Genomic DNA, 25078 nt, shown 5'->3' on the forward strand with positions numbered 1-25078 from the left:
GCTCGCCCGTCTTGCGATCGGTGAACCGGTCCTCGGCGGTCAGCAGCGCCAGGCGCTGTTGCTCGGGCGTCGCCTTGCCGATCGGGGCGACCGCATAGGACGCCATGAAGACATCGTCGAAGCTATGCCGCCCTTGCGCGGTTTCAGTCCGGCGGTTGGGCTTGGCGTTGTGCGCGGCGATTCCGGCGTCCACGAGCGCGCGGAATTCCTCGATCGGGATCGCGCGCGAACCGTAGTTCTCGGGCTTCGCATCAGGCTTGTTGCCGGTGTACGCACCCGCCAGCGCCGGATGCTTGGCGATGGTATCGCAGAGATCGCGGAACGCGCGCTCGATCGGCTTGGACTGACCGCGATAGGGCGTTGCCCAGTGTATGGCGATCCCCAGCGCCGTCAGGACGCCGGTCGGCTCCTCATCCTTGATCTTGAACCGGAACCGGGTCTTGGCGCCGCCCGTGATCGTCTTCGACGCGAAGGCACGGCCATTGTCCATCAGGCAGGCCTTGGGGATGCCCCAGGTGGTGAACAGGTCGGCAAAGACCAGCCGGGTCGAAAGCGCGGACTCGCTCTCATCCACGCGCCAGGCGAGAATCTTGCGGCTGTAGATGTCCTGGATCGTCACCATCATCGGGCGACCGATCCGGCCGTCCGGCCAGCGGCAAAAAACGTCGAACTTGTGGCCGTCGATATTGACGGCCTCCAGGGCGTGCAGCTCCATGACGGACCTTTCTTGTGAGGGAAGTGTCTGGCGCAGGGCCTCGCTGCCCTGGCGCTTGAGCGTGACCAGGCGTTGGTCGATCTCGCGATCGAACTTGCGGCGCAGGGTCCGCTCTGTCGGGAAAATGTGCCCCGGAAAGGCCCGTGTCATGCGCCCGTAGCAGGCGCTGAAGGTGGGCTGTTCGGGACGCATGAAATCCGAGATGAGGAATTGCCAGGCGTCGAGCGACACCGTCGCCTCGACGCCACCGCCCTGGCGGCGTGGGGCCAGATGCGCGAGACGATCGGCCAGCGCCACGCCATCGACCAGGCCCAGCCAGCCCCACAGCGTCGATATGCCCACGCCCTGATCCTTGGCGGCCGCCGGCACCGCCGCCGACCGCGTCATGCCCGCCGCCACCAGCGTATCGACCAGCTGCACCACCGCCAGCCGGCGATGCGCCTCGGACTGTACGCGTTCGCCCGCGCCCTCATACCAGCGCCACAGCTGCGAGGCCTGGACGGGCGGCTCATCCGACACGTTCGCGACCACTGCCACGCCCATGGCGGCCAGCGCGCTGCGCGTCGCCGGCGGCAACACCGTCAGGTGATATTCCAGGCCACCACCGCGCGCCTGGCGCGGCCGGGCCAGCGGCATGCCCTTGGCATCGACTGCGATCGCCCAGCGTTCTTCCGCCGCACGCTCGTTGATCTTGCGCTTGGTGGTCGGCAGGCCGGCCAATGCCAGCTCGGCCAGTTCGGCCGCCGTGAACCACTCTTTTCCCCCGTGCAGTTTCACATCGCCTCCCGCGCGATCGGCTGCACCCTGGGGCGCAGCGCCTTGATTTCTTCATCCAGCCGGGCGCGCTGCGCCTTCAGGCTGCCCAGCCGCGCCGCCAAAATTTCCTCGCCGACCAGCAGCGCGCCGCCGATGCGTCGCACCAGGCTGTCCAGCAGGTCGTAGCGTTCGGTCACCGCGATCAGCGCCAGCAGGCGCGCCGCCGAGATGTTGTGTTCGGCCCGCGCCTCCGACGCATAGGCATCGAGCATGTCCTTGCTGACGCGCTCATCCAGCAGCGCCGACATCGCGCCCGCGATCTCATGGCGCGAGCGGTCATCGCCCTTCAGCATGATCGACACGCACCCCGACACCACCCGGTCGAGCCCCGCCAGATCGGCCTCGGCGCGCGCAGGCGCGGGCGGATCGAACGAAAAGCCCAGCTGGATCGTCTCGGAGGTGCGTATCTTGCGCTTGGTCACGCGACCGCCCCCTCCAGGCGAGCAACCGCCTTGGCCCACATCTCGTCGGCAACCCGGCCGTGCCGTGACATGGACAGCCGCGAACGAACCTTGCCCGGCAGTGCGGCCCAATGGGCATCGCACACGCGCTGATTGACCCGCATCGCGACGTTGCAGCCCTTCACCTGGCAGACGCGGCCCGTCAGGGGTGCCGACTTCGTGCTATCGGGTACGAAATCACCGCCAAGCCGGGTGGCGTCCTCGCACGGCAGCAGCGCGGCCACCGCCGCATCGACGACGAAGCGATCAGCCATGATGCACCTCGACGATCGGCGCGAGCGGCAGCGCGGTCGCACACCGGGCGCATTCGGCGGACTGGCGACCGACATGCCAGCTGGTTGAGCCGCAGTCCGGGCAGATGCTGCCCGCCCGGTACAGCGGCCGATAACCACGCAGCGCCGGGGCGGCGGGAAGAGCGGCCGCGATCACTGCACCATCCCCGAGGGCGCGCCGGACTCGAGTCGATGCAAGACCGCGATCCCCTTCGTGATGTCATCGATCAGCATCTGTGCCTGGCGCGCATCGAGCGCGCAGAGGAAAGCCCCCTTGGGGCAGACCGTCGTGACGGTAATGCGGTCGCCAAGCACCGATACCGGCTGCACATTGACGGCGATGCCCATATTGGGCTGCTTTTCAGAAGACACCGCGACCGACGCGACGATCACCGGCCCGCTGAAAACATTGGCATTGCCCGCCATCACGACGCACTCCCGCCGATCGCGGCATGCACCATCGCCAGCTTGGCCTCGGCAGCCTCTGCGCGCGCCGTCATGGCGACCAGTTCCGCCGTCGATGCCGACTGCGCCAGGCGTGCGCCGATTTCCTCCAGCAGGTCCGACACCGGAAGCGCGGACAGGTCGAAGAGCGTCTGTTCGGCGCGGTCGCACAGAGCGTCCTCGATCAGGCTGGCGGCGGCCTTGTTGAGCGACAGGTCACGCTCATCGGCCCGCGCCATGATCGCCTTCAGCAGCGGTCCCCGCGCCAGTATGGAGACATTGCGGAAATCGTCGGACGGTTTGGGATTGGGCAACGCTTCCTCCTCTTGTGAAATGACGCTCGGCAGCGGCGTCGGGGCAGGCACCGCGATCGGTTCGGGGTCGCGGGCGCTCGGTTCGGGGTCGCGAGGCATCGGTGATGGAGTCGGGGCGCGGCTACGGAAGGTCGGGCGGCGGCCATCGCGGCAGAAGCCGCACAAGCCGCCAATCAGACGCTCGAAATCGTCGCCGCAATTGTCGCACTCGCCCGCGACGCCCTTTGCCAGCGTCGGGTCGATCCGCGACAGGCTTGCCGCCAGATGCTGGTCCTGATTGGTGCTGGCGTCGTCGGCGATATCGGTCATGGAACGCCCCTTGGGCAGGCTGTTGAACAGGGTCGCGAGCTGGTCGGCCCCGCAGGGCAGCGTCGCATCGCGCAGGTTGGCGGGGGCCGGGCGGCGCGCCGGGAACGGGACCACCTCGGCACCCATCACGCATAGGCTCCGCCGGAAGCGGCAAGCGCCGCGCGGTACCGCGCATCGCTCGCCCGCGTCCGCCGGTCGAAGTCGTTCAGCATGCCCGTGGTGATGGTGTAGCGGCGCTCCATCGTCAGGACCGTGGACAAGCCGGTGCCGAAGCGCAGAGCGACCGACTCGGCACGCTCGCCCGCGTCCAGCGCATCCATGATCTGCTCTTCCTTGGCGGACAGGCCGAAATTCTCGCCGTCCGCACGACGCTGTTTCGTGGCGCGATCAACGGACACCGGCGACCTCCACCATGGCCGCGTACGCGGAGTAGGCGTCGGGGCAGGCGTCCGCCGCATCCACCATCTCGCGGGTCGCGATGGCGGGGACCAGCACGTAGCCACCCTCATCACCCGTACGGCTATCGAGAGCGGCGACAATATCGCGAGCTTCGATAATCCGGGCCTTGTCTGGACCCTTTGCAAAGTGGGGGTCTCGGCGCGCGTGCAAGCGGACAAAGCCGATCGCCCGTGCGACCGCGTCCCGCGTCTGTTCCTTCGTCATGCTTTCCTCCACCTTCCAGAATCGATCAGGTCGCGCGCCTCGGTCACCGCGCGCTCGAACGCGACGTTGTCCCGGCGGGCATTGCTGCGCGTGATCCGCTCCCGCAGCGCCGGGGGCAGCGCGAACCAGTGCTGGCGACACATCAGGTGCCCGCGCTCGACCGGCGTCGCGCAGCAATCCGCTGCGCAGGTGACGACCCGCCCCAGCGCGCGTGGCGCGTTCCGGTCCAGGCTCGCCAGCGTCACGCCGCGCCGCGCCAGCTCGGCGGTCAATTCGCCGGTCGCCACGCCGCGCAGGTCGATGGCATCGGGCAGGCGCAGGCCATGACCCGACTTTTCCTTGGCCAGAAGCCCGGCGTCGATCAGCGCCTTCACCGCATAGGTGGCAGTGCCGTAGGGCGTGCCGGTCAGCTTCGCGACATCCGCAATGGTTGGCGACAGACCGCCGACCGCGATCGCCTCGCGCACGTTGTCGAGGACACGGGCGTGAAGTGGGGTCATGCCGCGTCCTTCATCGGCCCGCGCCGCATCGGAGCCAGCAGGCGCTGGGCTTCTACGGGGATCGCATCATGGAATTGCGGGCTCTGGAACAGAGCCAGCCGTTCCGCCGCGCTCATCCGCGCCAGCGTGTCCAGGACGGTGTTGAACCGCTTTTGATCGGGGCGGGTCGCTTCGCGCGCGGGACTCGTTCGCTTGATCGCGTCCGCTACCGTCTTGCACGGTTCCTCGCCCGCGTCGCCGACCAGTGCGTTGAGCGTCTTGGCCTGTTGCGATGCCTCCATCTTCGCAAGCGCGCGCAGCTGGGTCGCGTTCTTCAGGATGGGGTGCCGTGCTTCGCGTAGGCGGTTCACGATGGAGGGGGCAAGGCGGCGATACAGCATCAGGTCGTTGCGGATCGTGCGGCCAGTAAAGCCCAATTCCTCGCCGACTTCCTCCGTCCACCCGTACATGCTGGAAATCGTTTCCAGCATGGTGTCTGCCTCGGCGGCGACCGCCGTCTGCCATCGCGCGTTGACCTTGGCGGCGCGGTCTTCCGTAAGGCCAGCGCGGGCGTGCTGGATTGCTACCATTTCCGCGAAGAATGCCGCGCGATCCAGCGGGTCGAGGTCGCGACGCCAGAGATTTTCCCGCACTTCGCGCAACCGACGATCATTGCGGTCGGCGCTAACGATCTCTGCCTTCAGAAATTCGATCTCGGCGGCTTTTGCGCCAGCCAGCCGGTGGCCACCCACGACCAAGGTCCAACGGTTCTGGCCGGGCAGACGGCAGACCTGAATGGGCGTGTCCTGACCATCGCGCGCCATCATCTGGCCCAGCGCGTCGGCCCAAACGGTGTCGATCGGGCGGAGCCGGTCAACCGCATCAATCTCGTCCGTGCGGACCAGGATGAAGCCGTCCAGCGCTTCTTCGTGCAGGGTCGCGGCCATGTTCAATTCGCCGCCCCATTTTGACGATGCTTGCGTCCGGATTTCCGTCTATGGTCCACATTTATGGACAGCGACGCAGCATGATGGAGTGCCTCCACCCCCAGCTCTTCGGCCACGGCGCGGGCGACGACTGCGCTGGTACGTCCGCGCATCCAGTCGTTAACCTGCTGGGGCTTCAGACCTTTGTGCTGCGCGAAGGCAGTCACAGTGCCGTGACGCTTGCGAAGCGCCGCCTTCACATCCTCCCGATGAAGAACCTCGCTCATGCCTGCCTCTGAATTGAAATCCACATTCGTGGACCATGGGACCACAAAAGCGGACAGTCAAGACACATTCGCGCAATCTATGGCGATGCGTATTCGCGCTCGTGCGCAAGAGCTTGATCTAAGTCAGACGGATGTGGCGGATCGAGCGGGGATCAAGCGCTCAAGCATGGGTAATTATTGGCCTGGCGACCGCGCCTATCCAGTGGAGGTGGTCCCACGTTTGGCGGAGGTCCTTTCTACAAACGTAGAATGGCTCCTGACTGGGCGTATGGCTGTGTCGCGCACGGCCCTCACGGACGCTGCCGACGCCGACTGGATCGACGTTCCTCTGTATGACCTGCGGAATGTCGAGGACCATTCCTTGGGAACGCCGGAGCTGACGACGCCAGTCCGCCGCGATTGGTTGAGCGCCAATGTCCGCACGACCTCGGGCCTATGGTTGACCAGGCTGTTGAGCGACTATCGCGCCGCCGATCTGCACGAAGGTATGATGGTGCTGTGCCGTTCTATTGAGACGACCGAACTGGCGGAAGGCCACCTATGCCTCTGGCGATACAATGGCAGCATCGTGATCGGCCGCTTTTCGGTGGTTGCTGATGCTCTCGCATCGGCAGGCATCAAGTCGTTCAGCCCAGATGGCGATTACCAAACCCATGAACTCGCCATTGCGCCATCCAAGATCGCAGACGGCGACGACGGCTATCATTTGGTTGGTCGCATTCTAAGCACCTTCATGCGGCCGATTTAAAAGGGGGACGGCATGGCTTTCACGGCTTTGGTCGCTTTGATTGCGATCAGCACACCGCAGGTGCCCGATCGTAAGTATGAGGGGGACTGGTACGTCAGTGACACGACGGACAATAATACTGGCGAACGGGAGGTGTATGCTTTCCAAACGCACATCGAAAAAGATGACCCGTACGTAACCCTTTCGATGCGCTGTGTTTCTGGCAAGCCCGAGTTCGTAGTGGAATGGGAGGACGTCGAATTTCCTTCGACGACCGCCTTGACGATAGGGCCGGTGCGGGACGCCGATGCCGAGCCGGTTGAAAAGCCTTACGTATTCGTCAAGGCCGACCCCAAAGACGTTTTGCAGCGCGGCCTTCATGCCGCGCCTGAAACCTCTCGGTCGATCATCGCGGCGCTTGGCCCGTCAAAATATGCGACGTTCACCGCCCATGTGCCGTCCCGCAGCATGACGGTCGGCATAAAGGTCAACGGCACCCAACAGGCGTGGGCCCGCGTCATCCGACATTGTCCAGTGAAGACCCTCCAGCGACCGCCGCTATAAGATGGCTGGCCGGACCGCAAAGCCGCCGCTCGAACGGATCGCCCGTGCCCTTTGCACCGCCGAAGGGCATCCGCCTGACATACGGTTCGAGGGGCGGCCGATGTGGCACAGCTATTTGCCAGCGGCTGACGCGGCGCTTGCCGCGATCGGCGAGCCCAGCGCGGCTATGATCGACGCAGCAGGAAACGTCGGCTTCGATCGAGATGCGGCGCGACGCTGCTGGTCGGCGATGCACGTGGCCGCAAAAAAGGGTCCCACTTAATCGACGAACGAAATGCCGCATCGGCGCGATGCGCAGACCAGAAAATCGTATCAAATCAACGATTACCCACTTAAAGCGGCTTTGCGGGTAAGTGGGACCTGTCGGGTCCCACTTCTTTATGCCCGATCTGTCGCCGATTATGGCAGCATGATCCTCTAAGAGGTCGCTGAAAGCCCACTTTTCCGCCACTCAGAGGTTTCTAAGAGGCCCACCCCGCCGCCTCGCCCGACTCCAGCCGCTCTTGTCCAGAACCTGTCAATTTGCTCGACGACTCTTGACAACCCACCGCCCACGCCGCGCCACCAATGATTGGTCAAAACCCCCGGAAAACCGCCATCGCGCCGTCAAATCCCGGGTGATCCCACCTGATCCCGTCTACTCCAGCCTGTCCTGTCACCCCTCACAGGCCGTGCAGATCGAGATCATCGCCAAGTCGAACCGCGCCACCACGACGACCAGCGCTGACGTCGTCGAACTCAATACCCCCAGCATCGTCCGGTTGAACCTCGATCGCTCGCAAGTGGCGGCGATGGAGCGGGACGGCGATGACCTGATCCTCCGGCTGACCGATGGCAGCACGCTGCGCATCGATCATTTCTATCAGCAGCAACAGGGGGTGATCAGCGATCTGGTCCTGCGCGACGATCAGGGTGCGCAGTGGCTAGCCCATCCGGCGGCCACGGGCGCGGGCCGTTTCACCACGCTCGGCAATCTCGACGAGCTGCTCGGCGCCGGCGCGGGCGCGGAGGGGGCGAGTTCCTCGTTCATCCTGCCTGCGGTGTTGGGCGTGGCGGGAGTCGGCGGTCTGGTCGCGGCGGTATCGGGCGGCGGCAATGGCGGCAACCGGACTCCCGAGCCCACGGTCGATACGCAGGCCCCGGGCCGCCCCGCCGCAAGTTTCTCCACCACCGGCAGCAGCGTCAGCGGCACCGGCGAACCCGGCGCGATCGTCCGCGTCGTCGATGCGGCGGGCAATGTGATCGGCACCGGCACGGTCGGCGCGGATGGCAGCTTCAGCGTGCCGGTCAACCCGCCCCAGACCAATGGCCAGCCCGTAACCATCACCCAGTCCGATCCGGCGGGCAACGTCTCCCCAGGGCTGAGCGTCAGCGCCCCCGACATGACGCCCCCCACCGCGCCGATCGCGACGCTGGACGGACAGGGCACGACGATCACCGGATCCGGAGAGGTGGGCGCGACCGTCACGGTGCGCGACGCCGCCGGACAGATACTGGGTACCGCCGTGGTCGGCGCGCAGGGCAGCTATTCCCTGACGCTGACGACGCCGCAGACCAATGGCGGTGCCCTGACCGTGACTCAGACCGACGCGGCCGGCAATGTCTCGCCCGAAACCACGCTGATCCCCGCAGACACCACCGCGCCCGCCGCGCCCGTCGTCACGCTCGGTGAGGGCGGCACCGCCATCACCGGCACGGGCGAGCCCGGCGCGACGGTGCAGATAACCGGGCCCGACGGGCAGATACTGGGTAGCGCCACAGTCGGCGCGGATGGCAGCTTCACCGCGCCGCTCTCCGCGGCCCAGACCAATGGCGAAACGCTGACCGTCACCCAGGCGGATACAGCTGGCAACGTCTCCCCCGCTGCAACCGTCACCGCCCCCGACACCACCGCGCCGTTGGCCCCGACCGCCGCGATCGATGCGCAGGGCACCAGCATCTCGGGCACCGGCGAAGCAGGCGCGACCGTCACCGTGCGTGACGCGGCGGGCCAGACCCTCGGCCAAGCCACCGTCGATGCGCAGGGCAACTACACCGTCGCCCTGACCAGCCCGCAGGCCAATGGCGGCACGCTGTCCGTGACGCAGGCTGATGCAGCGGGCAATGTCTCGCCGCCGACGACCCTGACCCCGGGCGACACCACCGCACCGGCCGCGCCCGTCGTCACGCTCGATCAGGGCGGCACCATCGTCACCGGCACGGGCGAACCCGGCGCGACGGTGCAGATCACCGGGCCCGGCGGGCAAATACTGGGCAGCGCTACGGTCGGCGCGGATGGCAGTTTCACCGCGCCGCTCTCCGCAGCCCAGGCCAATGGCGAGACTCTGAGCGTCACCCAAACAGATGCTGCGGGTAACGTCTCCCCTGCCGCAACCGTCACCGCCCCCGACACCACCGCGCCGCTGACCCCGACCGCCACCATCGATACGCAGGGGACCAACATTTCGGGAACCGGCGAAGCCGACGCGACCGTCACCGTGCGTGACGCGGCGGGCCAGACCCTCGGCCAGGCGACCGTCGATGCGCAGGGCAACTACACTGTCGCCCTGACCAGCCCGCAGGCCAATGGCGGCACGCTCTCCGTGACGCAGGCTGATGCGGCGGGCAATGTCTCGCCGCCGACCACGCTGACAACGGCGGACACCACCGCACCGGCCGCGCCCGTCGTCACGCTCGATCAGGGCGGCACCATCGTCACCGGCACGGGCGAACCCGGCGCGACGGTGCAGATCAACGGTCCCGACGGACAGATACTGGGCACCACCACGGTCGGCGCGGACGGCAACTTTACCGCGCCGCTCTCGACCGCCCAGACCAATGGCGAGACGCTGAGCGTCACCCAAACAGATACAGCAGGTAACATCTCCCCCGCTGCAACCATCACCGCCCTGGACACGACCGCACCGCTGGCCCCGACAGCCACGATCGATGCGCAGGGGACCAGCATCACGGGCAGCGGCGAAGCAGGCGCGACCGTCACCGTGCGTGACGCGGCGGGCCAGACGCTGGGCCAGGCCACAGTCGATGCGCAGGGCAACTACACCGTCGCCCTGACCAGCCCGCAGGCCAATGGCGGCACGCTGTCCGTCGTTCAGAGCGACGCAACCGGCAATGCCTCGCCCGTCATCACTCTCGCAGCGCCGGACATCACGCCCCCCGCCGCCCCCATCGCCAGTGTCAGCGCGGACGGCACGACCCTGACCGGCACGGGCGAGGCGGGTGCGACGATCGGCGTCACCGATGCCGCCGGCCAGCCGATCGGAAGCGCCACGGTGGGCGCAGACGGCAGCTTCAGCCTGACCTTGCCCGCCGGGGTGTCCTCCGGCCAGTCGCTGTCGGTGGTGCAGACCGACGCCGCGGGGAATGTATCCCCCGCCGCCACGGTCGCCACGCCCGACCTCGTCGCCCCCGCAGCCCCGACCGCCATTCTGAGCAGCGACGGCACCAGCGTCAGCGGCACCGGCGAACCCGGTGCGACGGTGCAGGTCCGCGATGCCGCCGGATCGGTGATCGCCACCGTCCTGGTATCGCCTGCGGGCACCTATGACGTCGCGCTTGCCACGCCGCAGGTCAATGGCGAGACGCTGACCGTCATTCAGAGCGATGCCGCCGGAAACGCCTCTCCGCCTGCGATCGTCACCGCCCCCGACATCACCCCGCCCGCGCCGCCCACCGCGATCCTGTCGGCGGACGGCACGGCGGTCTATGGCAATGGCGAGGCCGGGGCGACCGTCCGCGTGGTCGATGCGAACGGCATCCCGCTGGGCACCGCCGTGGTCGGCGTGGACACCAGCTTTACCCTGGCCCTGACCCCACCGCAGACCAATGGTCAGACGCTGACCGCGGTGCAGAGCGACGCGGCAGGCAATATCTCACCGCCCAGCATCGTGGGCGCGCCCGACGTGACCGCGCCGGACGCCCCCGTGGCGACCGTCTCGCCCGACGGCACCATCGTCACCGGCACCGGCGAACCCTTCGCCACCGTGACGGTCCGGCAAGCCAATGGTACGATCATCGGCCAGATCGTGGCCGGCGCGGACGGCGGCTTCGCCATCCCGCTGTCCCCGGTTCAGGCCAATGGCGAGACGCTGTCGGTCGACCAAAGCGATCGGGGCGGCAACCTGTCCCCCTCGGCAACGCTGACCGCGCCCGATATTACGGCTCCGACCGGTCTGACCGCCGCCGTCAGCGGTGACGGCAGCTTCGTCACCGGAACCGGCGAAGCGGGGGCCAGCGTCACGATCCGCGATGCGGGCGGCACCGTGATCGGCACCGCGACCGTCGCCGCGAACGGCGTCTATAGCGCGACGTTGAATACGCCGCAGACCAATGGTGAGATGCTTCAGGTGACCCAGGCCGATGCGGCGGGCAATGTCTCCGCCCCCACGACCGTCATCGCACCCGACACCACCCCGCCGCTGGCGCCGACTGGAACGATCATCGACAATGGCGCGACCCTGACCGGCACGGGCGAAGCCGGCGCGACCGTCACCGTCCGCGCCGCCGATGGCAGCGTGATCGGCACCGGGCCGGTAGGCACGGACGGCAATTTCAGCGTCACGCTGATCCCCGCCCAGACCAATGGCGAAACCCTGCAACTTGTCCAGAGCGATGCGGCTGGCAATGCCTCGCCGATCGTCACCCTCACCGCGCCGGACACCACCGCCCCGACCGGGCTGACCGCCGCGATCAGCGCCGATGGCGCTATCGTGACCGGGCAAGGTGAAGTGGGTGCGACCGTCACGGTTCGCGATCCGACCGGGGTGCCGATCGGTACCGCGCTGGTCGATGCGGATGGCAGCTATGCCGTCGCCCTTAGCCCGGCGCAGCGCAATGGCGAGACGTTGCAGGTCGTACAGGCTGATGCGACCGGCAACGTCTCCACCCCCGTCACGCCTATCGCCCAGGACCTCACCGCCCCGGCCGCGCCGCTTGGGGCGCTGGCGGTGGACGGCACCGTCGTCACCGGCGTCGGAGAGGCGGGCGCGACCGTCACCGTGCGCGCCGCCGACGGTACCGTGCTGGGCAGCGCCGTCGCGGCAGCGGACGGCAGCTTTGTGGTGCCGCTCGTCACGCCGCAGCTGAATGGGCAGTTTCTATCGGTGGTGCAGGCGGATGCGGCGGGCAATGTCTCGCCACCGCTGGCGCTGACCGCACTCGACACGACGCCGCCGACCGGGCTGACCGCGACGCTGGACGCCGCCGGCACGATCGTCAGCGGCCAGGCGGAGGCGGGCGCCACCGTCACCGTACGCGATCCCGCCGGGCAGGTGATCGGCACCGGCACCGCCTCCGTCACCGGGGCCTATGCGCTGGTCCTGACCACGCCGCAGTTGAACGGCCAAGTGCTTCAGGTGACCCAGGCCGATGGCACCGGCAATCCGTCGGCCCCCGTCGCGGTGACCGCCCCCGACCTCACCGCGCCCGACGCGCCCCTCTTTACCCTGGATGCGACCGGCACGACCGCCAGCGGCACCGGTGAAGTCGGCGCGACCGTCACCATCCGCGACGTGGGCGGCTCGGTGATCGGCACCACCGTGGTGGCGGCGGACGGCAGCTTCGCCGTCGCCCTGACGCCCGCGCAAGGCAATGGCGGCACGGTGAGTGCGACGCTCAGCGATGCGGCGGGCAATGTCTCCCCCATCGCAACCGTGACGGCTCCCGACGTCACGCCACCCGCCGCACCGCTCGCCGCGCTCGATCCGACCGGCACCATCGTCACCGGCATTGGCGAGGCGGGCGCCACCGTCACTGTGCGCGACGCCGGCGGGAATGTGTTGGGTAGCGTGATCGCCGACCCGCAAGGCAATTACGCCATCACCCTCGCGACCCCGCAGATCGACCGCCAGGTGCTGACCGTCATCCAGGCGGATGCGACCGGCAATCTATCGACCACGACGACGCTGGTCGCACTGGACCAGACGCCCCCGGCGGCCCCCGTCGCGATCGTCTCCGCCGATGGTGTGACGGTGTCGGGTACGGGTGAGATCGGTGCCACGGTGACGATCACCGATCCGGTCGGGCTGGTGCTCGCCACGGTACCGGTCGGTGCGGATGGCGGCTTCACCGTCACGCTCGCCCCGCCATTGACCAACGGACAGGTGCTGACGCTGAACCAGGCGGATGCGGCTGGCAATGTCTCCGTCCCCGGCACGGCGATCGCGCCCGACCTGATCCCCAACGACACGCCGCCGGCACCGACCGCGATCGTCGCGCTGGACGGGGCAAGCGTCACCGGCACGGGGCAGCCCGACGCCACCATCACCGTTCGCGATGCCACCGGCACCGTGATCGGCACCACCGTGGTCGCGACCGATGGCCTCTATACCGCCACCTTGACCACCCCGCAATTGAACGGTGAGGTGGTCCGCGTGACGCAGACGGATGCAGAGGGCGATGTCTCGCCCCCCGCATCCGCCATCGCGCCCGACTTGACCCCGCCTGCCTTGCCGGTCGCGGTGATTGATCCCACGGGCACGATCGTCAGCGGCACGGGCGAAGTCGGCGCGACGGTTCAGGTCACCGACGCGGGCGGCGCGGTCCTGAGCTCTGCGACGGTAGGGGCGAACGGCAACTATGCCCTGTCGCTGACCACGCCGCAGATCAATGGCGAAGCGCTGACCGTGATCCAGAGCGACGGCGGCGGCAATCCCTCCGCCCCAGCCGCCGTGATCGCGCCGGACCTGACACCACCCGCTGCTCCGCTGGGCGTGGTGGCGGCGGACGGTGCCAGCGTCACCGGCACCGGCGAGGCGGGCGCCACCGTCACCATCAGGGGAGCCGGCGGCGCGGTGATCGGCACCGCGCTGGTTGCCACGGACGGCAGCTATACCGCGACCCTGACCCCGCCCCAGGCCAATGGTCAGGTCGTGACGCTGACTCAGGCCGATCCGGCGGGCAATGTCTCGGTCCCGACGCTGGCGACTGCGCCAGACGTCACTGCCCCCACCGGCCTAACCGCCGCCATCAACAGCGCCGGGACGCTCGTCACCGGCGAGGGGGAAGCGGGCGCCACCGTCACCATCCGCGATGCGGGCGGGACGGTGCTGGGCACCGCGCTCGTCGCCGCCAATGGCAGCTATGCCGCGATCCTCACACCCCCGCAGATCGATGGTCAGTTGCTTCAGGCGACACAGGCCGATGCGGCGGGCAATGCTTCGGCGCCCGCCACGGTCACGGCACCCGATCTGACGCCACCGGCCGCACCGATCGGCCTCGTCTCGGCGGACGGCACGACCCTGACCGGCACGGGCGAGGCGGGTGCGACCGTCACGATCCGGAGCGTCGGCGGAGCGGTGATCGGCACCGCCGTGGTGGCGGCAGATGGCAGCTTCACCGCGCCACTCGCCCCCGCCCAGGCCAATGGCCAATTGCTGTCGCTGACCCAGTCCGACCCGGCGGGCAATGTCTCGGCCACCGCGCAGGCGATCGCGCCCGACATCACCGCTCCCATCGGGCTGACCGCCGCGATCAACGGTGCGGGCACGGTCGTCACCGGTCAGGGCGAGGCTGGCGCGACCGTCACCATCCGCGATGCGGGTGGCGCGGTGCTGGCCACCACGACCGTCGCCGCCAATGGCAGCTACGCCGCGATCCTGACCACGCCGCAGATCAATGGCCAGGCACTGTCGGTGATCCAAGCGGATGCGGCAGGCAATGCCTCCACCCCCGCCGCCGTCACCGCGCCTGACCGTATCGCCCCGCTCGCCCCGATCGGCGCCGTCGCGGCCGATGGCGCCACCCTGACCGGCACGGGCGAGCCGGGCGCAACCGTCACCATCCGGGGCGCGGGCGGCGTCGCGCTGGGCAGCGCGCTCGTCGGTGCGGATGGCAGCTTCACCGCCACCCTGACCCCCGCGCAGGCCAATGGGCAGCTACTTACGCTGACCCAGGCCGATCTGGCCGGCAATGTCTCGGGCGTCGCGCAGGCGATCGCGCCGGACATCACCGCCCCCACCGGCCTGACCGCCGCGATCAATGCCACCGGCGTGCTCGTGACCGGCCAGGGTGAGGCCGGCGCGACCGTCACGGTCCGCGATGCGGGCGGCGCGGTGATCGGCACCGCCATCGTCGCACCCAATGGCCTCTACCGCGTGACGTTGACCACGGCCCAGGCCAATGGCCAGCCGCTGACCGTCGTGCAGGCGGATGGGGCCGGAAACGCCTCTGCCCCCACCCCGCTGGTCGCGCCCGACATCACGCCGCCCGCGGCGCCCACCGCGCTGGTCGACGGAACAGGTACGATCGTCACCGGCACGGGCGAGGTCGGCGCGACGGTGCGCATCCTCGATCCGCAGGGGCTGGTCGTCGGCACCGCACTGGTTGGGGCGAACGGGACTTACAGCGCGACGCTGACCATCCCGCAGGCCAATGGCCAGGCCCTGACCGTGGCGCAGGTCGATGCGGCCGGCAACGGATCCGTCGCGACCCCCGTGATCGCGCCGGACATCACCCCGCCCGCCCCACCCGCCGCCGCGATCAACGGCGCGGGCACCCTCGTCACCGGCACCGGCGAGCCCGGCACCATTGTCGAGATACGGACCGCGGGCGGCACCGTGCTTGCCAGCGGCGGGGTAAGTGCGGGCGGCACCTTCGCCCTCACCCTGCCCGTCCCGCAGGTGGCGGGCGAGACCCTGAATGTCGGTCTGCGCGACGCGGCGGGCAATGTCTCGGCCACGGTCTCGATCATCGCGCCGTTCGACATCATCGCCTTTGACGATACAGCCACCGCGCTGGTCGACCTCGTCCCGGTCCAGAGCAACCAAGCGCTGGGCAACGCCAATTATACGGCGCTCGCCTCGCTCGGCCTCGTCAATCTCGACGCGCAGGTGCTGGCGGTTCCCAATGTCGCATTCACCGTTCAGCAGGGCCATACGCTGGACGCGACCTTTACCTATGACGCGACGCTGAACCTGAGCGTCGCAAGCGGCTATGCGGTGGTGATCCAGCGGTTCAATGGCACCAACTGGGTCGGGATCAGTGGCGGAGGCGGCAACTCCACGCTGCTCGACGTCAGTCTGCTGGGCGGCAATCTGGTGGCCAGCGCCGATCTGGGGCCGGGCCAATACCGTGCCTTCGTCACGTTCGACAACACGCTGGGCGTCGGCGTGCTGGGCGGATTGAGCGTCACGGGCGTCGACTCCGACTTCACCGACATCGCTCAGGTCATTCCCTCGCCCACGCTGGGCAATGTCATCACCGACGTCGGCGTAGGCGGACAGGTCGATGTCGTCAGCCCCCAGACCCGTGTCGAGAGCGTAACGCTGAACGGCGTGACGACCGCCATCGTCGCCGACGATACGGTGATCGTCGGGCAATGGGGCAGGCTGACCATCGACCGCGATGGCAGCTATGCCTATACCCCCAATGCCGACACCGCCGCGCTGGGGAAGGTGGACAGCTTCACCTATACGCTGTTCGACGCCAGCGATGGCGAGCGGGCGAGCGCAACGCTGTCCATCGCGATCGCCAGCCCGGACATCGCCGGATCGCCGGTCGCGGTCAACGATACCGCCATCGCCGCCGCCAGCTTCGCCAATGTCGTAGAAACCCGCGCGCCGGTGATCGACAGCAGCTTCGCCACGCCCACGGCGGGGGTGCTGACCGGGACGCAGACCGGACGGATCAGCGACAGCTTCACGGTCGAGCCGAACAGCACGGCCAACGTCACCCTGTCGGCGGTGATCGCGCCGGGGCTGGCCGTGCTGCCCAGCTATTCGATCGTCGTCACCAACGCGGCGGGGCTGGTGGTCGGAACCGCCTCCGGCCTCGCGGTGGCCGGGGTCGGCGGGCTGCTGGGTTCGGGGATCAGCGTCTCGCTCCCCGCCCTTCCCTCCGGCACGTACAACTATACCGTCACCAGCACCAATACGCTGGGCACGGGCTATACGACCAGCGTCTATGTCGGCCAGACCGTCACCCATCTCGACCAGTTCGCGCTGACCGGAACCACGCCCGTCACCGGCGAACTGCTCGCCAACGACATATTGGGCAGCCCGTTCCTGGCAATCCGGGTGCTGTCTGGCGGCCAGTTCGTGGATGTCGGCGATACGCCGCGCACGCTGACCGGCGCCCACGGCACGCTGACCATCGATGAGGTCGGGCATTACAGCTATCAGCCCTTCTCGACGCTGGGCTATACCACGACCGATCCGGTGGATCGCTTCACCTATCAGATCGTCCAGCCCGACGGACAGGTCGCGACCGCACGGCTGGACGTGGCGATCGACCTGAACAACGGCGTGGCGCCGGTCTTCCCGACCGCGACGATCACCAGCCTGTCGGTCCATGACGCCGTCATGCTGGAGGCCGATGTGGTGCCGATGACCCTGCGCGCGGAGCCGGTCGATCATGTGGCCACGGACGGCAACGCCGATGCCAGGCTCGCCCTGTCGCTGATGGAGGGGCAAGGCAGTCTGGAGGATGTGCTGTCCCGTTATCTCGACGCACAGCAGGGTACGACCGAACCCGCCCCGACCGACTCCGAATCGCATGCGATGCCGGTCGTCGCGGATATGATGACGATCGCGCCGGAGCCGACCGACCCACTCGGCTATCTGACCGTTTCGGTCGATCCCGATCATGACAGATTGGCGCAAATGCACGTCATCTGACCATCTTGCACAGCCGTCCAGAATCGGAGTTGATTTCCGGTGCCGAGGAGCCTTTTCCTCGGCACCAATTCTCCATCTATTAAATATGTTAGCAGCAACCACTGAGACAGAAGCTAAGCATCGGTGGGCCAAGCAACCCGAATGACGGGAACGTTACCGAATGCGATCAGGGAGGAGGATGACGGCTATGCTAGCCTCGATCATCGCAACGGCGGCGAGTGCAGAGCCGGCCGTCACCCTGCAAAGTGCAATGCACGAGGTGCTGCAATGGCATCCCGCCGTCACGCAGGCCGCCGCCACCGTGGAGGCGCGCGGCGAGGATGTGGAGGTCGCGCGGGCGGGCTATCTACCCAGGATCAGCGCCGGGGTGGGCAGCGGCTATGACAGCCGGCTGGGCAGCATCTGGCGTCCCCGCCCCCAGGTTTCGGCCTCGCAGATGCTGTTCGACTTCGGCAAGGTCGCGGGCGCGGTCGATGCCGCGCGCGCCGGAACGCGGATCGGGCGCGCCGACATGCTGCTGGCGGTCGACGGGCTGATCCGCGACACCGGCTATGCGATGATCGAGGTTCAGCGCAACGCGGCGCTGCGCGGCATCGCGATCGAACAGCTATCGCGCATCCGCGAGATCAGCGATCTGGTCGACAAGCGGTTCGGCAAGGGCGCGACGACCCGCTCCGATGCGCTCCAGGCGCAATCGCGTGTCGCCGCCGCCGAGGCGACGCTGACCCGGATCGAGGCGGAGCAGCGGCGCTGGACCACCGGCCTGTCCTTCCTGCTCGGTCGCGATACGCCTCCCACGGTCGACCCCGACGTGCCCGACTGGCTGATGGGCAGTTGCACTCGTGCCGCGACGGTCGAATGGGCCGACGTCCCCGCCATCATGCGCGCCCGTGCACAATATGAACAGGCGACGGCCGAGAGCCGGCGCGTCCACGCCGCGCGCCTGCCCACCGTCGCGCTGGCGGGGGATGCGGCGGCGGATGTCAGTTCGCCCTTTTCGGACCGCAGCCTGTACAATTTCGGACTGAACGTCAGCAGCGACGTGTTCGGCGGCAACGCCGTTCGCGCCCGTGTGCGCAGCGCCGATCATGGCGTCCGCGCCGCCGAGGCCGCCGAACGCCAGGCCCGCAACGAAGTCGCATCGCAACTGGCCGAGGCGCAGCAGCAGATCGCCGGGCTGTCCCGGCTGCTCGACACGCTGGCCGCGCGGCAGGACAACATGGTGGAGACCGGCAAGCTCTATCGCCTGCAATATCTCGACATGGGCACGCGCACCCTGGTCGACCTGCTCAATGCCGAGCAGGAGCTGCAACAGGCCCGGTTCGATGCGGTCAACACGGTCCACGATCTGCGGCGGCTGGCGATGGAATGCCTCTATGTCTCGGGCAAGGCGCGCGACGAGTTCGGGCTGACCGGCACCGCGATCCGGGGCGTCACGCTTTGACCGCCTCGGCCCTGCCCCCGACCGACTCGCTGGCCTGGATCGACATGCTGGGACAGGTGGCGCGGCATTTCCGCATGCCCTTTGCCGAACAGCGCGCGCGGCTGACCGCCCTGTGGCAGGGCGGCGGCGACGAGGAGGCGCGGGTGCGGGCGATCGCGCGCGCCTCCGGCCTGTCGGTGCGGTTCGTCGCGCCGGCAGCGATGCGGCTGACCAGTTGGCGGCTGCCGGTCGTCGCGTGCCTGACCGATGGCGAACTCGCGCTCGTCACCGGGATCGATGCCGATGGGCAGGCGCTGTTCACCGTCGCGGGCGAGGACGGCCTCGCCGTGCAACGCCCGCTGGCGATGCTGGTCGAACAGACGCGGCTCTTCGTCGTCCCCCGTCCGGCGCGGTCGGCGGCGGATGTCCGCGTCGACAGCTATATCCGCCCCTTCGAGGAACATTGGCTGCGCAGCCTGTTGTTGCAGGACGCGCGGAGCTATGGCCATGTCGCCGTCGCATCGGTGGTGACCAACTGCCTGGGGCTGGCGGGCGTGCTCTTCTCGATGCAGGTCTATGACCGGGTCGTGCCCGCCCAGTCGATGCCGACGCTCTATATCCTGTTCCTGGGCGTGCTGCTGGCGACCGGGTTCGACTTTGTGCTGCGGCGATTGCGGGTCGGGATCACCGACATTCTCGGCAAGCGCGCCGATCTACGGCTGTCGGACCGCGTCTTTGGCCATGCGCTGCGCGTCCGAAACCGGGCGCGGCCGACCTCGACCGGCACCTTCATCGCGCAGCTTCGCGATCTGGACCAGGTGCGCGACATGCTGACCTCCACCACGGTCGCGGCGGTGGCGGACCTGCCCTTCTTCCTGCTGTTCCTCGTCATCCTCGCGTTCATCGGCGGCGTGCTGGCGCTGGTGCCGGTGGTGGCGCTGGTCGCGCTGTTGCTCCCCAGCCTGCTCGCCCAGCGGCGGCTGCGCGCCTATGCCACGGAATCGATGCGCGAAACCTCGCTGCGCAACGCCCTGCTGGTCGAGGCGGTGCAGGGGATCGAGGACATCAAGGCGCTCCAGGCCGAGGAGCGGTTCCAGCGCCAGTGGAACCATTGCAACGCGGTGGCGGGCGAGGCGCAGTTGCGGCTGCGCGGCCTGACCGCCAGCCTGTCGACCTGGGCGCAGAGCGTTCAGAATGCGGTCTACGCCACCGTCATCTTCGTCGGCGCGCCGATGGTGATCGCCGGGGACATCACGACCGGCGCATTGGTCGCCACGTCGATGCTGGCCAGCCGGATGATGGCGCCAATGGGGCAGGTGTCGCACCTGCTCGGCCGCTATCAACACGCCAAGGTCGCGGCGAACAGCCTGGACCAGATCATGGCGTTGCCCGTCGACAATCCCGACGCCGAACATCGCATCCCCCTGCCCTCGGCACGTGGCAGCTTCACCTTGCGCACCGCTGTCTTTTCCTATGCCGATCCGCAATCGCCCCCGGCGCTGACCGTTCCCCGGCTGGAGATCGCAGGGGGTGAGAAGATCGCGGTGCTGGGCCGCAACGGCGCGGGCAAGTCGACGCTGCTCCAGGGCCTGTCGGGCATGTTGCAGCCGGTGTCGGGCGAGGTGCTGCTCGACGATCTGGCGCTGCACCAGATCGATCCCGCCGATGTCCGGCGCGAGGTCGCCCTGCTGACTCAGAATAGCCGGTTGTTCCACGGGTCCTTGCGCGAAAACCTGACCATGGGCGCGCCGATGGCGACCGACCAGGCGATCCTCGCCGCGCTGGAGATGGTCGGCGCGGTCGATTTCGTCCGCCGCCTGCGCGACGGGTTGGAGCATGTCGTACTGGAAGGCGGGCTGGGCCTGTCGGGTGGGCAGCAACAGGCGCTGCTGCTCGCGCGGCTGCTGATCCGTCAGCCCCAGGTCATGCTGCTCGACGAGCCGACCGCGGCCATGGACGAAGCCTCCGAGCGCCAGTTCATCGCGCGCTTCAAGGAATGGAGCCGTGACCGGACGGTGGTGGTCGCCACCCACCGGATGCGCGTGCTCGACTGGGTGGACCGGGTGATCGTGATCGACAATGGCCTGATCCTGCTCGACCAGCCCAAGGCGCAGGCGCTCGCCACGCTTCAGGGTGCGGCGCGGAGCCAGGCGGCATGAGCGCGGCGGCGGCCTTCGACGACCAGCCCTTCGCCGATGAAGGCGGGGCGCAATTGCTCGCCGCCCGGCGGATGCTGTGGGTGCTGACCGCGCTGTTCGTCGTCGCGCTGGTCTGGGCATGGTTCGCCGAACTGGACGAGGTCGCGACCGGCACCGGCCGGGTGGTGCCGACCAGCCGCGAACAGGTGCTGCAATCGCTGGAGGGTGGCATCCTGGCCAAGATGCTGGTTCGGCAGGACGACATTGTGAAACCGGGACAGATCCTCGCCCAGCTCGACCCGACACAGGCGGGCTCGACGGTTGAGGAAAGCGCCGCCAAATACCGCGCCGCGCTCGCCGCCCAGGCGCGGTTGCAGGCGGAGGTCAACGGCACGCCCCTGTCCTTTCCGGCCGAACTGAACGACTTTCCCGCGCTCAAGGCCGAGCAGCAGCGCCTGTACGACGCGCGCCGTCGCAGCTTGGCCGGGTCGCTGGGGCTGATCGACGAATCCCTGACGCTGATCGGGCGCGAGGTCGGGATCGGCGAGTCGCTGATCGAAGTCGGCGCGGCCAGCAATGTCGAGGTGTTGCGCCTGAAGCGGCAGCGCGCCGACCTGGATCTGAAGAAGGCCGATCTGCGCTCGCAATATATCGTCGAGGCGCGGCAGGACCTGACCAAGGTCAGCGAAGAGGTGGAGGCGCTCGCGCCCGTGGTGCGCGGGCGGTCGGACACGCTCAGCCGCCTGACCCTGCGCTCGCCGGTACGCGGGGTGGTCAAGAATATCGAGGTATCGACCATCGGCGGCGTCATTCCGCCGGGCGGCAAGATCATGGAGATCGTGCCGATGGACGAGCGCCTTCTCGTCGAGGCGCGCATTTCCCCGCGCGACATCGCCTTCATCCGCCCCGGCCAGCGCGCCAGCGTGAAGATCACCGCCTATGACTATGCGATCTTCGGCGGGCTGGAGGGCAAGGTCAGCAGCATCTCGCCCGACACGATCCGGGACGAGGTGAACCCGGACGTCTATTATTACCGTGTCTTCGTGCGGACGACGGCGGACTCGCTGGTCAACAAGGCCGGGCGGCGCTTTCCCATCGTGCCGGGCATGATCGCCACCGCCGACATCCACACGGGCAGCAAGACCGTGCTGCAATATCTGCTCAAGCCACTGAACCGCGCGCGCGAGGCGATGCGCGAGCGATGAGCGCCCCCTCTCCCATCCGAACTCCAACCCCTCCCATCCCATGCCACCCCACGGGCACCCCCGCCCATGGCTTCAGCTCAGGATATGCCGATGACGAAACCTATGGCCGCCCGTGATTTCGCGCCGCACGCCCGCGTACCGATCCCCACGATCCGGGTCGGTGGACAGGGTCGGGTCACGCTTGTCGACCTGGCACGTCAGACCCAGGCGATGCGCGCCCATATCGCCGAATTCTTCCCGCGCGACATCTTCCGCGATTCCGCCTGGGACATGATGCTCGAGCTTTTCATTGCCGAGCAGGAGCGCCGTCCGATCTGCGTCAAGGAACTGATCCTCGTCTCCGGCGAAACCTCGACCAGTGCGCTGCGACGGATCGATCGGCTGGAGAGCACTGGGCTGCTGCAGCGACGGACCGATCCCGCCGATCACCGGCGGCTGGCCGTCACCCTGACGGAGCGCGGAACGGACGCGATGACCGCGATGCTCCGCCACCTCTATCTGACGATGGCCGACGCCGAGAATCGGTGAAGGCGGCGGGCGCGCGTTACCAGCGCGCGTCCCACCCCAGGGTGAAGGTACGGCCTCGCCCGGCGAAGAAGGCCAGATTGTCGTTCGGCAGCCGGGTGTCGCTGTTATAGTCGATATAGAAGCGGTTGAAGATGTTCTGCGCGCTCAGCGACAGGCCGCCGAAGCGGGTTTGATAGCGGACATAGGCGTCGGTCACCGTATAGCCGCCGAAATTGTTGCGGGGATCGGGGTTCGCCTTCCCGTGGAAGGTCCGCGACAGATACATCTGGGTCTGCACGCGCGCCGTCACCGGGCCCGAGGCGTAGTCGGCGGCGGCGTTCATCCGGTCGGGTGAGATGTTGGTGCCGTCCAGATCGGTATCGACGATCCCGTCCGGGTTCCGCGTGTCGCTGTCATAGCGCCCGATCAGATGGGCATAGCCGGTCGACAGGCGCAGGCCCGGAACCGGGGTACGCAGGCCCAGATTGATCTCCAGCCCCTTGATCTCCACCCGCTGGCGCTGAACCTGGAAGATGCCGTTGCCCAGTGCAAGCAGCACCTGGCCATTTTTGCTGGTCGACCAGAAATAGGTGGTGCTGGCGTCGAGCGGCCCGCGCTTCACCTCCAACCCGATTTCGCGATTGTTGGAGATGACCGGGTCGATCGCGCGGAAACTGCTCAAATCGGTGCCGGGCGTGTCGACCGCGCGGGTGATGCGACCGATATCGGCCATGGTGAAGCCTTCGGCATAGCTGGCATAGGCGCGAATGCCCGCCAGCGGCTCGACGATGACGCCGCCATTGGCCATGATCCGGTTGAAACCGGGCTCGCCGCCCTTGACGCTGACCCCGCCATAGGTCGCCGGGTCGCGCCCATCATAAGTGTTGGAGGCGAGCGTATGATAATCGGCGATGCGGACCTTCACATTCTCCCACCGCGCGCCGCCGGCCAGCCGCACCACGCCGTCGAACAGCTTCAGATTGGCCTGGACGAAGGGCGCCAGGCTGCGGAAATCGGCGGGCGGCACCCAGACGCGGTTGGTCGCGATCAGCCGCTGTTCCGACTTGTCGGCAAGTGCGTCGAAGCCGATCGTCGCGACGAGCGCGTCAAATCCCGGCACCGCGCGCTCATAGCTGGCTCGCAGCCCGAGCTTGCGTGAACGGTTCTCCGATTGATCGAGCAGCGTGCCGACCGGGACGATCGCCGGGTCCTGGAAAGTGGCGATTGGCGTCGGTTCGCCGCCGAACGTGTCATAAGTGCGATTGAAGAAGAGCTGCGCGACCAGGTTGCCGCCCGCCACGTCATGGTCGGTATAGGATAGCGATACCGCTTCGGCCCGGTTGGCGGCGGGCTTGCCCGGCGGGGTGCCGCGCACCGCGCTGGTCGGCAGTCCCGTGCGCCGATTGCCCGCGAGCGGGACGAAGCGTCCTTCGCCATTCAGTTCATAGCGGTTGAGGATCAGGTCGAACCGCCCGCTCTCGCGCACCTGCGCGCCCAGACGCGCGAACACATCAGTGGCGCGCGAATCCTGCGTTTCGCCCTGGGTTAGGTTGATGCCGATCCGGCGACCTTGCGCATCGTAGAAGACGCCGCGCCGTTCATAGGACGCCCCCAGCGTCGCGTCGAAGATGCCGGCCTTATACTGGACCAGCCCCGCCACCTTGCCGCCCGGCGAGTCCGACTCGATCCCGTTGGCGACCGTGCCCTGCACCAGCGTCCGGCCCGACAGCCCTTCGGTTTTCGGCGGTCCGACCGTCACCTGGTTGACGATGCCGCCTGTCCCGCCAATCCCCTGAAGCGCGTTGGAGCCATAGATTAGTTCGACCCGATCGATGAAGAAGCCATCGATGGTGAATCCGTCCCGGCTGCCGTCGCGCAGCGGCGTCGTCTGCGGAATGCCGTTGATGGCATAAAGGGGCGATCGTCCGCGCAGCGTCTCGCCCGCGCCAGACAGCTTGCCGCGCGTCGGCGAAAAGCTGGGCGTCAGCACCGCGACGGCATCGGTCACGCTGCCCGAAATCGCAATCTGACGGTCCAGCGCTTCCTTGTCGATGATGTCGATGGTCAGCGGCAGGGCATTGGGCGGCAGGACGGTGCGCGCGGCGGTGACGACGACCTCCCGGTCCTGCGGTGCCTCGTCCTGCGTCGTGGCAGTGACGTCCGGCGCGGGCAGGCTCTGCGCCATCGCCATCGACGATCCCGCGATTAGGGCGGC

General features: G+C 68.0%; 18 protein-coding genes and 2 pseudogenes. 8 read left to right on the forward strand and 12 right to left on the reverse strand.

The features are described 5' to 3' along the window. The 11 genes from ACWPWT_RS00005 to ACWPWT_RS00055 form a co-directional block, all read right to left on the reverse strand. On the reverse strand, positions 1-1492 hold a 1492-nt coding region (locus tag ACWPWT_RS00005; RefSeq protein WP_454278047.1), incomplete at its 3' end, for a transposase domain-containing protein. Next, complete coding sequence (locus tag ACWPWT_RS00010) at positions 1489-1953, reverse strand: hypothetical protein (RefSeq protein WP_454278048.1); 465 nt, start codon at positions 1951-1953, stop codon at positions 1489-1491. The genes ACWPWT_RS00010 and ACWPWT_RS00005, both read right to left, overlap by 4 nt. After that, the gene (locus ACWPWT_RS00015) at positions 1950-2246 is read right to left on the reverse strand and encodes a hypothetical protein (RefSeq protein WP_454278049.1); all 297 of its coding nucleotides are present in this window, start codon (positions 2244-2246) and stop codon (positions 1950-1952) included. Before ACWPWT_RS00015 ends, ACWPWT_RS00010 begins: the two co-directional genes overlap by 4 nt. Next, complete coding sequence (locus ACWPWT_RS00020) at positions 2239-2421, reverse strand: hypothetical protein (RefSeq protein ID WP_454278050.1); 183 nt, start codon at positions 2419-2421, stop codon at positions 2239-2241. The genes ACWPWT_RS00015 and ACWPWT_RS00020 overlap by 8 nt, the downstream gene beginning before the upstream one ends. Continuing rightward, the gene (locus ACWPWT_RS00025; RefSeq protein WP_454278051.1) at positions 2418-2690 is read right to left on the reverse strand and encodes a hypothetical protein; all 273 of its coding nucleotides are present in this window, start codon (positions 2688-2690) and stop codon (positions 2418-2420) included. The genes ACWPWT_RS00020 and ACWPWT_RS00025 overlap by 4 nt, the downstream gene beginning before the upstream one ends. Continuing rightward, positions 2690-3445, reverse strand: a complete 756-nt coding sequence (locus tag ACWPWT_RS00030) for a hypothetical protein (protein ID WP_454278052.1) — start codon at positions 3443-3445, stop codon at positions 2690-2692. The genes ACWPWT_RS00025 and ACWPWT_RS00030 overlap by 1 nt, the downstream gene beginning before the upstream one ends. An 11-nt stretch (positions 3446-3456) precedes the next feature. After that, positions 3457-3729, reverse strand: coding sequence for a hypothetical protein (locus ACWPWT_RS00035; RefSeq protein ID WP_454278053.1), 273 nt, complete (start codon positions 3727-3729; stop codon positions 3457-3459). Continuing rightward, on the reverse strand, positions 3719-3994 hold the full coding sequence (locus ACWPWT_RS00040) for a hypothetical protein (RefSeq protein ID WP_454278054.1): 276 nt from the start codon (positions 3992-3994) through the stop codon (positions 3719-3721). The genes ACWPWT_RS00035 and ACWPWT_RS00040 overlap by 11 nt, the downstream gene beginning before the upstream one ends. Continuing rightward, on the reverse strand, positions 3991-4494 hold the full coding sequence (locus tag ACWPWT_RS00045) for a MarR family transcriptional regulator (protein WP_454278055.1): 504 nt from the start codon (positions 4492-4494) through the stop codon (positions 3991-3993). The genes ACWPWT_RS00040 and ACWPWT_RS00045 overlap by 4 nt, the downstream gene beginning before the upstream one ends. Then, complete coding sequence (locus ACWPWT_RS00050; protein WP_454278056.1) at positions 4491-5420, reverse strand: ParB/RepB/Spo0J family partition protein; 930 nt, start codon at positions 5418-5420, stop codon at positions 4491-4493. Before ACWPWT_RS00050 ends, ACWPWT_RS00045 begins: the two co-directional genes overlap by 4 nt. A gap of 2 nt (positions 5421-5422) precedes the next feature. After that, the gene (locus tag ACWPWT_RS00055) at positions 5423-5686 is read right to left on the reverse strand and encodes a helix-turn-helix domain-containing protein (protein ID WP_454278057.1); all 264 of its coding nucleotides are present in this window, start codon (positions 5684-5686) and stop codon (positions 5423-5425) included. Between the two features lie 79 nt (positions 5687-5765). On the opposite strand from ACWPWT_RS00055, the gene ACWPWT_RS00060 reads away from it, so the two are divergent. The 8 genes and pseudogenes from ACWPWT_RS00060 to ACWPWT_RS00095 all read left to right on the forward strand — a co-directional run bounded on the left by ACWPWT_RS00060 (position 5766) and on the right by ACWPWT_RS00095 (position 22884). Continuing rightward, positions 5766-6434, forward strand: a complete 669-nt coding sequence (locus ACWPWT_RS00060; protein ID WP_454278058.1) for a helix-turn-helix domain-containing protein — start codon at positions 5766-5768, stop codon at positions 6432-6434. A gap of 12 nt (positions 6435-6446) precedes the next feature. Next, on the forward strand, positions 6447-6977 hold the full coding sequence (locus tag ACWPWT_RS00065) for a hypothetical protein (RefSeq protein ID WP_454278059.1): 531 nt from the start codon (positions 6447-6449) through the stop codon (positions 6975-6977). Between the two features lie 671 nt (positions 6978-7648). Further along, a pseudogene (locus ACWPWT_RS00070) lies at positions 7649-15661 on the forward strand (Ig-like domain-containing protein); the annotation flags it as partial. A 180-nt stretch (positions 15662-15841) separates the two neighbouring features. After that, positions 15842-17590: pseudogene (locus tag ACWPWT_RS00075) on the forward strand (BapA/Bap/LapF family large adhesin); the annotation flags it as partial. Between the two features lie 178 nt (positions 17591-17768). Then, positions 17769-19034, forward strand: coding sequence for a TolC family protein (locus tag ACWPWT_RS00080; protein ID WP_454278060.1), 1266 nt, complete (start codon positions 17769-17771; stop codon positions 19032-19034). Beyond that, a complete protein-coding gene (locus tag ACWPWT_RS00085) occupies positions 19031-21172 on the forward strand; it encodes a type I secretion system permease/ATPase (protein ID WP_454278061.1) in 2142 nt (713 codons plus the stop codon). The genes ACWPWT_RS00080 and ACWPWT_RS00085 overlap by 4 nt, the downstream gene beginning before the upstream one ends. Further along, positions 21169-22356 carry an HlyD family type I secretion periplasmic adaptor subunit gene (locus tag ACWPWT_RS00090; protein ID WP_454278062.1) on the forward strand — a complete coding sequence of 396 codons (1188 nt, stop codon included), beginning with the start codon at positions 21169-21171 and terminating at the stop codon, positions 22354-22356. Before ACWPWT_RS00085 ends, ACWPWT_RS00090 begins: the two co-directional genes overlap by 4 nt. A gap of 90 nt (positions 22357-22446) precedes the next feature. Beyond that, positions 22447-22884: a winged helix DNA-binding protein gene (locus ACWPWT_RS00095; RefSeq protein ID WP_454278063.1), complete on the forward strand. Its 438-nt coding sequence runs from the start codon at positions 22447-22449 to the stop codon at positions 22882-22884. Positions 22885-22900: 16 nt separating this feature from the next. Here ACWPWT_RS00095 and ACWPWT_RS00100 read toward each other — a convergent pair whose 3' ends face one another. After that, positions 22901-25048: a TonB-dependent receptor gene (locus tag ACWPWT_RS00100; protein WP_454279854.1), complete on the reverse strand. Its 2148-nt coding sequence runs from the start codon at positions 25046-25048 to the stop codon at positions 22901-22903. Between the last annotated feature and the right edge of the window lie 30 nt (positions 25049-25078).

This window comes from Sphingomonas sp. Marseille-Q8236, from assembly GCF_965112005.1.